The organism is Acinetobacter sp. I-MWF, assembly GCF_025433935.1.
GTDB lineage: Bacteria > Pseudomonadota > Gammaproteobacteria > Pseudomonadales > Moraxellaceae > Acinetobacter > Acinetobacter guillouiae.
On record NZ_JAMBAR010000001.1, the window covers coordinates 4196789 to 4208955 of the forward strand.

Annotated in this window: 9 protein-coding genes; 8 read left to right on the plus strand and 1 reads right to left on the minus strand. The window is 40.5% G+C overall.

The genetic code is table 11. The annotated features are described in order from the left end of the window. Positions 1 to 129 precede the first annotated feature (129 nt). From M2R48_RS19425 to hisIE, 7 genes are all read left to right on the plus strand, one after another. Positions 130 to 837, plus strand: coding sequence for an FFLEELY motif protein (locus tag M2R48_RS19425; RefSeq protein WP_262087186.1), 708 nt, complete (start codon positions 130 to 132; stop codon positions 835 to 837). Positions 838 to 989: 152 nt separating this feature from the next. Beyond that, a complete protein-coding gene (gene ubiE / locus M2R48_RS19430; RefSeq protein WP_262087187.1) occupies positions 990 to 1934 on the plus strand; it encodes a bifunctional demethylmenaquinone methyltransferase/2-methoxy-6-polyprenyl-1,4-benzoquinol methylase UbiE in 945 nt (314 codons plus the stop codon). 32 nt (positions 1935 to 1966) lie between these two features. Continuing rightward, positions 1967 to 2638, plus strand: a complete 672-nt coding sequence (locus tag M2R48_RS19435) for an SCP2 domain-containing protein (RefSeq protein WP_262087189.1) — start codon at positions 1967 to 1969, stop codon at positions 2636 to 2638. 3 nt (positions 2639 to 2641) lie between these two features. Beyond that, positions 2642 to 4261, plus strand: a complete 1620-nt coding sequence (locus M2R48_RS19440) for an ABC1 kinase family protein (protein WP_105713844.1) — start codon at positions 2642 to 2644, stop codon at positions 4259 to 4261. 130 nt (positions 4262 to 4391) lie between these two features. After that, complete coding sequence (locus M2R48_RS19445; protein WP_262087190.1) at positions 4392 to 5474, plus strand: patatin-like phospholipase family protein; 1083 nt, start codon at positions 4392 to 4394, stop codon at positions 5472 to 5474. Between the two features lie 579 nt (positions 5475 to 6053). Then, a complete protein-coding gene (locus M2R48_RS19450; protein ID WP_262087191.1) occupies positions 6054 to 7343 on the plus strand; it encodes an FAD-dependent oxidoreductase in 1290 nt (429 codons plus the stop codon). Between the two features lie 166 nt (positions 7344 to 7509). Then, complete coding sequence (hisIE, locus tag M2R48_RS19455) at positions 7510 to 8295, plus strand: bifunctional phosphoribosyl-AMP cyclohydrolase/phosphoribosyl-ATP diphosphatase HisIE (protein WP_004816700.1); 786 nt, start codon at positions 7510 to 7512, stop codon at positions 8293 to 8295. Positions 8296 to 8354: 59 nt separating this feature from the next. Here hisIE and M2R48_RS19460 read toward each other — a convergent pair whose 3' ends face one another. Further along, entirely contained in the window at positions 8355 to 10352 is a 1998-nt protein-coding gene (locus M2R48_RS19460; protein ID WP_262087192.1) for a PhoX family protein, read from the minus strand. A 261-nt stretch (positions 10353 to 10613) separates the two neighbouring features. Here M2R48_RS19460 and M2R48_RS19465 point away from each other — a divergent pair, with 261 nt between their 5' ends. Then, entirely contained in the window at positions 10614 to 12107 is a 1494-nt protein-coding gene (locus tag M2R48_RS19465; protein WP_004725463.1) for a UvrD-helicase domain-containing protein, read from the plus strand. The last annotated feature ends 60 nt before the right edge of the window (positions 12108 to 12167 follow it).

The following is a 12167-nucleotide window of genomic DNA, read 5'->3' on the forward strand; positions in this document are numbered from 1 at the left end:
TATAAAATCTTTGATATTGGCTATTTAAAAATCCACTGACCATATTTCTCTATTGTTTTTTAACTTTTGTCATAGTGATACGTGGCAACTGCCTTTATGCTGTTGCTAAACGAAATCTAGAGTTTTTATATGTCAAAACTTGCTGCACTTGATCAGCTTTTAGAACAATATCAACAATTGAGTTATCACACTGACCCAATTCTAGAAAAACGCCTGCATGAAGCGCAGGACTGGTTAAAAATGCGTATTGAAAAGACTCATCATGCGCTGTTTAATCAAAAAGAAAATCAATTGATGGCAAAATATTTTATCAACCGCTTATATGGTGGGCCTGAATTTGATGATTTGGCAATACAGATTGAACGCTTACTAAAATATGCACATAAAGCAGAAAAAATTCTCCCTGAAAATGCCATTAAGACTGGTTTAAAATCCGTTGGTTTGGCGGTACTTGCCATGCAACTTGATGAGCAGGTCGCGGCACAATTACTTAAGGATTACCCTGTTGACCAAGTGATTGATGATGAAATGATGCGACTGACCTTGCTGAAACTAGATCAAGCAGAAGCCCGTCAACAACAGCTGGGTTTATTGGATGATTTGGGTGGTGCACTAGACAAATACATGCGTTCATTCATTATGCATACTGCATTTAAAATGTGTAAAGGCACTGCAATAAAATATAAATTTGAATTGATGTATGACTTTATTGGCGAAGGTTTTATTGCGATGAAACCGATGAAATCCGCAGCTGATTTTATCCATGCATTTACCCTAAAAGAACGTGATATTGTCGAAAAAGTGCATGCTGGAGATCTCAATCCATTTCAGGATTAATTTAATTTCTGGCTGTATCAAACCGATCTCTAAGATCGGTTTTTGTATATTATTCATAACAATTTCATGATGAGGACTGCAAAATTATGCAGAATCTGTCATTATGCAGAGCAATATAAAATTTCCCATTTTTGTGTTCAGGAGTGACTCAAATGTCGAATGAAAACCAAAAGCCTACAGCCCCAGCTGAAATGGTAACGAATACAGACAAAGTGAGTCCATTTCTAACAGAACCATTACCGCAAGGTACTCCACAAGGTCAACAACAGTCCTTGCAGCAACAACTGGTAGATACGCCAGTTTCTGGGACTGTGCCAAAATACAACCTTCCACGTGGTGCTAATACAGGTAATGTTGGCGCAACTACGCATTTCGGCTACAAAACTGTTAATAGTGAAGAAAAAGCGCAAAAAGTCGCTGAAGTCTTCCATTCTGTAGCAAGCAAATACGACATTATGAATGATTTAATGTCATTTGGTATTCATCGCCTCTGGAAACGTTTTGCGATCAATATGTCAGGTGTCCGTCGTGGTCAGCACGTGCTTGATATTGCAGGCGGTACAGGTGACTTAGCCAAAGTTTTCAGCCGTGAAGTTGGTCCAACAGGTCATGTGGTTTTATCCGATATTAACGAGTCCATGTTGAATGTTGGTCGTGATCGTTTGATTGATGCTGGCTGTACCAATGTTGATTTTGTATTGGCCAATGCTGAAACCTTAGAGCCATTTGCAGACAATAGTTTTGACTTGCTCACCATCAGCTTCGGTCTACGTAATGTGACTGATAAAGATGCTGCACTCCAAGCAATGTATCGTGTATTAAAGCCAGGTGGTCGTTTACTGATACTTGAGTTCTCAAAACCAGTATTTGAACCATTTTCAAAGCTATATGATTTCTATTCATTCACCGCTTTACCATTTATGGGTAAAGTTGTTGCCAATGATGCGGAAAGTTATAAGTATTTGGCTGAATCTATCCGTATGCATCCAGACCAACGCACCTTAAAAGGTATGATGGAAAATGCTGGTTTCCAAAACTGTGATTACCACAATTTAACCGGTGGTATTGTGGCGGTACACCGTGGCTTTAAACTGTAATTTCCCCAAGATATAACAAGCAAGGTTGAATTATGTGGTCAATTCTGGCACTCGGTGCAGTTGAACGATTAATCAATCAGTTTATTAATTTGGATGCAATTACCCGCATCCAATTTAATCAGTTACAAGGCAAACTGTTACGTGTCGTGATGGATACGCCTCAGCTTTCTGTCGATGTTTACTTTGATCAAAATAAAATCCGTCTTGAACCGACTGTGACTGGTAAAAGCGAAACACCTTCAATTTTTGAACAACGCCCTTTTGACAAAAATGTTGCGATTGCAGAAGCCACAGCAACATTACATGTAAAGAATGTTGTTGAATTGGCTAAATTATTTGTTGCGGATGATATTGGCAATATTCCTCTACAAGGTGATTATCACCTGTTACAGGATATTCAAAATATTGTCCAACAGCTTGAGCCTGATTTGGCAGCACAGCTTAGCCCGTGGATTGGTCCTGCACTCGCGCATGAAATTGGCAAAATACAACTGGCGCCAAAGCATCTCAAACGCTCACTGCAAAGTCATTTATTTTTTGTAGAAGACTTTTTAAAAGAAGATACGGGTGTATTGGCTCCACGTTGGCAAATGGATGATCTGCAACAAGATACCCGTCAACTGAACCAAAATATTGACCGACTTGAAGCAAAAATTCAGCAACTTCAATCTCACTTTACTCAAAATCAAGATCAGGTAATTTAATATATGATTCCGCATATTGCCCGTTTATTCGAACTTTGGCGCATCGCCGCGCACTATAGACTCGACACACTGGTCCCTGCGGAAGAATTACCTGAAAAAGCTCGGCATGCTTTAGCTTTAATTCGCTTACACCCTGCGGCATGGTCTAGTAAAGAACGTAAAAATCCGCTCAAGCTTAAAGAAGCATTAGAAGAAATGGGGCCTTTAGCAATTAAGTTGGGGCAATTACTTTCTACGCGTCGTGATTTAATTCCACCTGAAATTTTACAACAATTGGTTTTATTACAAGATCGGGTTAAACCCTTCGAGGTCAATATTGCAAAAGCGCGTATTGAGCAATCACTGAAAGCCAATATTTCTACAATTTTTGCCCGTTTTGATGAGCAACCTTTGGCTGCTGCATCTATTGCACAAGTCCATACTGCTGCGCTCCATGATGGTCGTGAAGTGGTGGTGAAAGTCACTCGTCCAGATATTCGCAGTCAGATTCTACAGGATTTTGAAATTCTGCAATGGCTTGGAGCAAGCTTAGAAAAACGGCTTGAAGCAGCTCGTGCAGTGCATTTGTCTGAAATCATCCAGAACTACCGTCAAGTGATTTTAAATGAGCTGGATCTTACGTTAGAAGCAGACAATACCCGTCGTATGCGTCATTACTTCACGGGTTCAAGCATGATGTATGTGCCTGAAGTCTACATGGACAGCAAGGATGTTATGGTTGCTGAGCGGATCACAGGCGTTCCCATTTCAGATATTGAAACCTTTGAAAAGCTTGGGATGGATCGTAAAGATCTTGCTGAAAAGGGTTTAACGATTTTCTTTACACAAGTATTTCGTGACAATTTCTTCCATGCCGATATGCATCCCGGCAACGTGTTTGTTGAAACCTTGAATCCAAGCCACCCTCGTTATATTGCCCTTGACTGTGCAATTATGGGTGAGCTATCTAAACAAGATCAAATGACCGTTGCACGTATGTTGCTTGCGGTCATGAACAGCGATTTCTTACAACTGATTCAAATTGTGCATCAGGCGGGCTGGATTCCACCGGGTACCGATCAAGATGCGCTATCCCGTGAAATGCGTCGCACTGTTGGACCAATGGTGTCCAAACCGATGCATGAATTGGACTTTGCGGGTATCTTGATTCAAGTCATGGACATTGCGCGTCGCTTCCATTTAGAAATTCCACCACAATTGATGTTATTACTCAAAACACTGGTACATGTGGAAGGTTTAGGTACCGATTTATATCCTGAACTCGACATTTGGAAGCTGGCAAAACCGATTCTCACCGAATGGGTAAAAGCACAAATGAATCCTCAGAAGAACTTAAAAGAGTTAGGACAGAAAATTCCTGACTTACTTTTAGGTGCACAGGATTTCCCAACCTTGATGGTTGACAGCTTAAATGGTTTAAAAAATCAATCTGCATGGCATGCCAAACAACTGCATGAGTTGCAAATGATGCGTTTAGAGGTGGAACAGCAACAAAAACGTAGCTGGATTTTCGGTAGCATCATGGCGATTTTGCTCTCTATTGCAATCATTGCACCGTGGTATATTTCAATTGTTTTGATTGTCTTGACCACTGTTTTAGCAGTTTGGCGGATTGCCAAATAACGCGATTCAGCCTATTCAATGAATAGGCTTTTTTGGCTATGACTGCTAAGTCACCGAGTGACAGCTCTCGCCATTGTTCAATCTATCACGCACTCTAAAATAAAAAATATTCGTTTGAGTGAGTGAAATCATGACCCAAATTCTACAAAAACGCCCTGCAGCAATCACCTTACGTGCAGGCTCACTCGCCAAACAACACATACAACAAGAAGGCTTATCTGCACATCAAGTCGATATGATTCCTGGCGCAGCTGGCGGCCCCAAAGGCATTGGTTTAATGGGATTGGATCAGGCGATTTTCGGTGATTTTCTACAACGTGCCAAACAACGACGTTTTTTAATTGGTTCATCCGTCGGTGCATGGCGCTTTGCTGGAATTTTAGCGCAAGGTGAACTACTTGGTCCTGAGCGTTTGGCGGAGTTATATATCAACTTGCCCTTTCATAAAAAGATGACCATTGCAGAGATTGAGAAAATATCTCGCGAGATGCTGTACAGCATTTTAGACCAACACAGCCAAAAATTGGTCGAACATCCCGAATATCACCTTACGATTATCGCAGCCAAAGCAGAACATTTATTTCAAAGTGATCAAAAGCTTGCACTGTATAGTTCCTTACTCGGTATTATCGGCAGTAATGCAATTTCAAGAAATCACCTGAATAAATTTATGCAACGGGTCATTTGTCAACCTGCTCAGTTCCCACAATTTAAAATTCAGGATGATGCTTTTAAAACCCATTATTTAAATTTTAATCAACACAATGTTGCGGATTGGCTGATGGCCTCAGGTTCGATTCCCGCAGTTACACCTGCGGTAAAAAATATTGCCGATGCGCCACAAGGCGCGTATCGAGATGGTGGTTTGATCGACTATCACATCGATTTGCCTTTTGAAAGTAAAGGGATTGTTTTATATCCACATTTTGCCGACAGTATCATCCCAGGCTGGTTTGACAAAATGTTTAAATCTCGCACAGCAAAACCTGCAAACCAAGCACGGACTTTACTGATCTCGCCTTCTCAAGACTATTTAAAATCTTTGCCTTTAGGACGTTTACCGGATCGTAAAGATTTTGTGATGAAAGGTCTGGATGATCAAAAGCGAAAACAATTATGGAAGCAGTCTGTAGCAGAAAGTCAGCGACTAGGTGATGAATTTTTAGAAATAGTGGAGAAACAAAATTTTGCTGAAGTGATGCTAGATTTATAATTATTACCCCCATTGATCACCTCATCCAGCGGTGAATAAATTTGATTTTCAACAGCTTAAATACATCACAACAGTATTCTCAATGACTTGAGATATCAGCCTGATACATGAGCCATGTCAGTCATGGCTCAAGCTTTAAATCATTTATTTTGCACTGAATTTAATCCGTATCTGGTCTCGCCTATAGGCGTTGATTTTTGGCTAAGATCCATTAGGGTCTGTTGACATTTCATAAATGGTTTGCGTTGTAGGTTAAAATTGAGCATGAGACGTATACGTCGTAAAGCAGGAAACGAAGAGAATAGCGGGACTATTTCCGAGTTTCATAACGTACTGAGATAATTTTAGCCACAACCCTTCGGGACTAGCGTGTTTTTTGCCACTACGTCGTTACGAACTACTTATTTAGAATGACTAAATTTCGTATTTCGCGCCTAGTATTGCCTAAAAAACACACGTCGTCGCAAACGTAGACGAATTGTCAACAGACCCTAGTAAAAAAGAGCTTGATTCAAATTACTGCTTGTTAATTCCCTGCTTTTTGTTAAATTTAAATCATTCAAAGCACTTACTCTAATAATGAATCAAACTAAAACGCCAAAATTTGCCATCGTCGGTGCAGGAACAGCAGGGCTTGCTGCAGCAATTTTACTCGCACAACAAAATATACAAGTTACTATTTTTGAGAAAGTATCTGAGCTTGAACCTGTCGGTGCAGGCTTATTGCTTCAACCGTCTGGACTTGCAGTTTTTGAGCACTTAGGTGTGCTTGATGATGCGGTTAAACTCGGTGCAATGGTCACAGGCTTAGAGGGACAACTCGCCAATGGCTTTAAACTGGTAGATAGTCATTATGCCCAAGCCCATCCCGATTTTTATGGTTTAGGCATTCATAGAGCAAGCTTATGTCATGTTTTGCAAAATAAATGCCATGAATTTCCTGAACTGATCACTTGGCACATGAATGCCGATATTGAAAAACTCAAAGAATCAGCAGATGAAATCCGAGTTTTAGGTCAGGTCAATGGTGAGTCTTTTGATGAAGTCTTTGATAGTGTTATTGTTTCCAATGGTGCGCGAAGCCAGTTAAGACCAATCGAATGGGTTAAAATCGATCAAGCCTACCCTTGGGGCGCGAAATGGACCATTGTGCCTGAATGTTTGCAACTTGATACTCAAATTTTGCACCAATTTTATGATCGCTCCAAGATCATGATGGGAATCTTACCTACAGGCGCAATTCCCTCTCAGCCCAAGCAACGACTTTCCAGTATCTTCTGGAGTCTTCCAACCGATCAGCTTGGAAATTTTTTACCTCATCAACAAGCCCGTGCTGAGTGGTTAAATGCGCTATCCAAACGCTGGAAGCCCGCAGCAGAATGGTTAGAACAAGTAATCGCCAATCCTGAAGAAAAGCAACAATGGCTTTCTGCCCATTATCGTGATGTAGTGCTGTCTAAATTTGGTCAAGGTCGCATCGGTATCATTGGAGACGCTGCACATGCAATGAGCCCACAGCTTGGACAAGGTGCAAATATGGCGCTTTTAGATGCATGGGCTTTGGGACAAGCAGTCCAAGTTGCCCGAAACAATCAAACGATCGATTATGCAAAGCTATGGCAGTGCTATCACCAACATCGCAAAAGCTCATCTGCATTCTATCAATTTTTAAGCCGCTTACTGACGCCCCTATACCAATCTGATCTTTGGTGGGCAGGCGGTTTACGAGATCTAAGCTTCTCATGGATGTACCGTATCCCTTATTTTCGTAAAGAAATGGCAATCACAGTGTCGGGATTAAAATCGGGTATATTTACCCAAATGAAGTATGAGGATATTGCTCGATCATCCTTGGCAAGGGAAAAATGATGTGCACTCAAGTTGCTAATTCTGTAATTTAAAAGTGTGAACAAGCGTTTTAATCTCGACTCAATCCATAATCAATATTTTCCTAAAATGCTGGAAATAACGTACACTATACAACCGCTACCATGTCAACGTAGCGCTCTTTCTTTTTATAACTTGGTGAAATCCTATGAACAATCTGCAATGGCTCGATGAAGTAAAATTTAACGAACAAGGACTTATTCCTGCTATTGCACAGCATCATCAAACTGGACGTATTTTGATGGTGGCATGGATGAACCGTGAAGCATTACAACTGACTGCTGAAAAAATGCAGGGTGTTTATTTTTCTCGTTCACGAAATAAATTATGGTTTAAAGGCGAAGAGTCTGGCCATTTTCAAACCGTTTACGAAATCCGTTTAGACTGTGATGCAGATGTTATCGTCTTACAAATTGAACAGCATGGCGGAATCGCCTGCCATACAGGTCGAGAGTCTTGCTTCTATCGCAAGCTCACAGCAACGGGTTGGGAAATTGTCGATGCACAATTAAAAGATCCAAATGCAATATACGGTGAAAAACCTTCATCGAATCCACATACTATTGCCATGAATAGCTCTAATGCGCAGGCTGAACAAGTCGAAGTCTTGGGTTATTTAGGCAAAATGATGGCTGAACGGAAAGCAGCTGATCCAGATTCCTCTTATGTGGCAAAGCTTTACCATAAAGGTTTAAATAAAATCTTAGAGAAAATTGGTGAAGAAAGTATTGAAACCATCATTGCTGCAAAAGATTTTAAATCTGAAGCGTGTGAAGATCATAAAAATGATCTGATTTATGAAGTTGCAGATCTATGGTTCCATACCATTGTGATGCTTGGTTATTTTGAGTTGGATGTGCAATTGGTACTCAACGAACTTGCACGTCGTCAAGGGCTTTCTGGCCTAGTTGAAAAAGCCAATCGAGATCATTAATTTGGGATTTATAAAAAAGGCAGCGAAATTTCGCTGCCTTTTTTTATTCAAAATTGAAATTAAGAAGATTTTTTCTCAACCGAAGGTGCAATTGGGTCTGCTGTTAAATAGCCCACTGCAGCTGCAAAACGATCTTTATAATTTGCGCGAATCAAAGGATCCAAAGTTGCTTGAACCTTACTATGTAAAGAACCCCAATCCCCAGCATGCTGGAAGTTACTCATAATATAAGTCCAACCATTGATTGAATCGACTGCATGTAAACCTGTAGATTCAGCACCTGCTGGGCAAGAAAGAATACGATCTAATTTCTTGGTGTCTACGTTATACGCCCATAAGTAGTTATTCACATGGTTACCGCTATCTTCACCAATGAATAAGGTACGGAATGTTTCAGAGAACTTTAAGTTATCTGCACTTGCAATCGTGTTTGGATCAGAAGTGTTACCAATACCTAGTGGATCAGCAGCCGCATCAATATCCTTACCGATTAACAGCATATGCGATTGATAAGGCACCCACTCACTGACGATTGGACTACCTGATTTATCACTCTTAGAACCTGCTAGATCATGTGCAACAATTCCACCTGCTGAAATTTTCTTAGCGAATGACACGTTATGCGTATCGACCCAAGCCGCATTGCCTTTGATCATTGAATCTTGAATATTGGCTAAAGCAGAATAAGCAACTTTGTCTTTGGCATTGACTGTTGTGCCTTCCATTTTTGTAAATGCCATACTACCGCCCATCAAAGCAGCGTAACGATGGGTTTCTAAGAATGCTGCTGCTTTTTCCATTCCAGGTTTAACTTTCACCCAAATGGTTTTCTTTTGCAGAATAATTTTAGTATAGCTTACATCTTGTGGATCTTTGTCCAAGCTTTCCATGATTTGACTTGGTTGAATATTTTGAACATTCACCAAATCTTCAATTTCTTGGCTAGTTGCATGACCCAGCTTAATCCATTGAATTTGTGCCGTTGAGGTTTCATTTAACTCATTCAAATACTTCGCCACATACAATGTTCCCGCAGATAAGTCTTTTTCTTTATCTGCAACAAACATAAACAAGCCACCATTGGTATAGTCATCACCCATTAACGCAGTACGATTATCTGGCATAACTTGGATTAGTTCATGTGAGATACGACCTAAACAATAATGTTTTTTTGCAGTACCTGTACCATCTTTGTTCACTGTAATTTCAGGCAAATGTCCATAGTTATACGGTTTTGCAGAGGTTTCATCACCATAGACGTTTTTACTATAGGCTTTCATTGTTGCCATATCAGTGCCTAAGCCCTGACCAAATGCATCTGGCTCGTATTCTTCACTTGAAAGGTGTGTTCCCCAAGGTGATAAACTCGCACCACACGTAATCCATAAACCATGTGCTTTAGACATATCGACATTATGATATTTAACTAAAGTTAAATGACCTGTTTTTGGGTCTTGATCCAGTGAAATTACCCCAATTGGTGATGGCAATTTACCATACATATCATTGCCAGCTAAATCACGAGTGGTATATTCAAATTGCACCACCGCAAATACTGGGTTGCCTTTTACACCATCAACCTTGGCATCTTTCACTGTCAATAATGAAGTACCATCTGGGCAGTCTGAAAAGAATTGACGTTCTTTGCCTGCCACAGATTTATCGATAATTGGTTGGTTTTTAATATCATAATAACCACCAGCCAAGATCTTTCCACCTTTTCCATCATTGACCATATCGCCTGTTTGGAAGAAGGTTTTATAGGCAAGTTTGTAATCAGTCTTGCTATTGTCATCCCAAGTTACAGCTAAACCAGAAGCAACTGTTGTTGTTGCCATTGCTGCTGCATTTGCCAATGTTGGTGCATCCATTGGTGTAAATGTTGCAGATTTTAATTTAGCTGGATTGATCGGTGGTTTAACTGCAGTATTTTTATCATCATCGTTACAACCTGCTAGTGTGGCTGAAGTTGCCATTGCCCCAAGTGGAAGAAATGGAATGCTGGCTAACCAAGTAAGCACTTCACGGCGTGTATGTCGGCTGGCTGAATTTGTCATAACTTTATCCGAATATGTTTTAGAATTTTCCCGTGCTCAGTTTAGAAAGCAGTTATGACAATCTAGTTTCACTTTTAAGTCATTTTAAAGACAAAAGCCCCAATACCTCATATTATGATAAAAATGATCAGGATACGCTCCGCAGATTCTTAGCACAGTCGTTTAAATAACATCTTGTTAGATTTCACCCTAGTGCTGAGCAATTTTTGCTATACTCTGTCCCATATTGAATTTTCAAGCTAATAAGATTTTATAAATACTGTGCCTTATTCTTTTACACCCACATCTGAGCAAAGCTTTGCAATCGCAGAAGCGAAAAAAGGACAATCATTTAAAGTGATTGCCTATGCTGGCACAGGTAAAACCACGACTTTGCAGTTAATCAGTGATGCGATGACGGAGCGCCGTGGGATGTATTTGGCCTTTAATAAGGCAATTGCCACAGAAGCACAGAATAAATTTCATCAAAATGTAGATTGCCGCACCTTCCACTCTTTGGCGTTTCGTAGTGTGTCGCGTGGAGTCACCGATAAATTACGCCTGCCGCGTTTAAGTCCCAGTTTTATTGCCAAAGAATATCGTCTCGAACCCATCACGCTTAGACGTTTAATGGGCGGGCGTTATGAAAAATATGTGCTAATGCCCAGCCGTTTGGCGAGTTTAGTAGCCAATGCTGTAAGCTATTTCTGCTCGACCAGCTCACAATACCCAGCACCACGTCATATCCAAGCTCCAAGTTGGCTGCATGCAGATGATATCGAGTCTTTACAAAAACACCTTTACCCTGCTGTAGAAAGACGTTGGTTAGAGTCGATTGATACCAATCATCAAGCTGGTATAGGTCATGATATTTATTTAAAACTCTGGGCATTATCAGATCCATTTATTCCAGCAGATTATGTACTCTTTGATGAAGCACAAGATGCTGATCCATTAATGCTTGGTATTTTATTGCGTCAGCGTAATACCCAAGTGATTTATGTCGGTGATGCCCATCAACAAATTTACGCATGGCGTGGTGCGGTCAATGCCATGCAACAAATGCCACTCCCTGAATCTCGTTTAACCACTTCATTCCGTTTTGGCGATGCGATTGCAGATGTGGCCAATCATTTGCTCGGTGCATTGGATGAAACTGTGCCTTTATTGGGCAATCCTGAAATGAAATCGAGTGTGGTCAATAAACCACATACTAAAATGCGTGATGCGATTTTATGTCGCACCAATGCACGTGCAATGGAATTGCTTCTTTCTGGCCTCGTGCAAGGCGATAAAGTTGGACTACAAGCCGATCATGCAAAACTCAACCGTTTTGTTGATGCGGCAAGTTTGCTTAAACAAGGTAAACGTGTTGTTGATGTGCCTGAACTGGCTTGGTTTAACTCTTGGCATGATGTACATGAATACTGTGAAACCAATGACGGTAGTGATATCAAACCCTTAGTCAAATTGGTTGACGATCACGGTACGGAACCACTCAAAAAAGCACTTGCTAAAATAACCCCAATAGAGCAAGCTGATTATGTGATTTCAACTGCACATAAAGCCAAAGGGCTAGAATGGAATCGTGTACATATCGAAGATGATTACCAATTTAAAATAAACGGTTTAGAACATAAAATCAGCGATGAAGAATTAAGACTGTTATATGTTGCCTGTACACGGGCAAAGGTCAGCTTAAATATTCATCACATCTATGATCTCGTGCAACAATTGAAAGTAAAAGCGCCATTTAAAAATAAAGCAACAGCATAAGGGTTTTGAGCAGTTCATCTGTATCAGCGAAAAAAATCGCAAGGTGAAAATATCAACAGC

Coding starts and splice junctions, on each gene's coding strand:
- M2R48_RS19425 (WP_262087186.1), top strand. CDS start 130: ATGTCAAAACTTGCTGCACTTGATCAGCTTTTAGAACAATATCAACAA.
- ubiE (WP_262087187.1), top strand. CDS start 990: ATGTCGAATGAAAACCAAAAGCCTACAGCCCCAGCTGAAATGGTAACG.
- M2R48_RS19435 (WP_262087189.1), top strand. CDS start 1,967: ATGTGGTCAATTCTGGCACTCGGTGCAGTTGAACGATTAATCAATCAG.
- M2R48_RS19440 (WP_105713844.1), top strand. CDS start 2,642: ATGATTCCGCATATTGCCCGTTTATTCGAACTTTGGCGCATCGCCGCG.
- M2R48_RS19445 (WP_262087190.1), top strand. CDS start 4,392: ATGACCCAAATTCTACAAAAACGCCCTGCAGCAATCACCTTACGTGCA.
- M2R48_RS19450 (WP_262087191.1), top strand. CDS start 6,054: ATGAATCAAACTAAAACGCCAAAATTTGCCATCGTCGGTGCAGGAACA.
- hisIE (WP_004816700.1), top strand. CDS start 7,510: ATGAACAATCTGCAATGGCTCGATGAAGTAAAATTTAACGAACAAGGA.
- M2R48_RS19460 (WP_262087192.1), bottom strand. CDS start 10,352: ATGACAAATTCAGCCAGCCGACATACACGCCGTGAAGTGCTTACTTGG.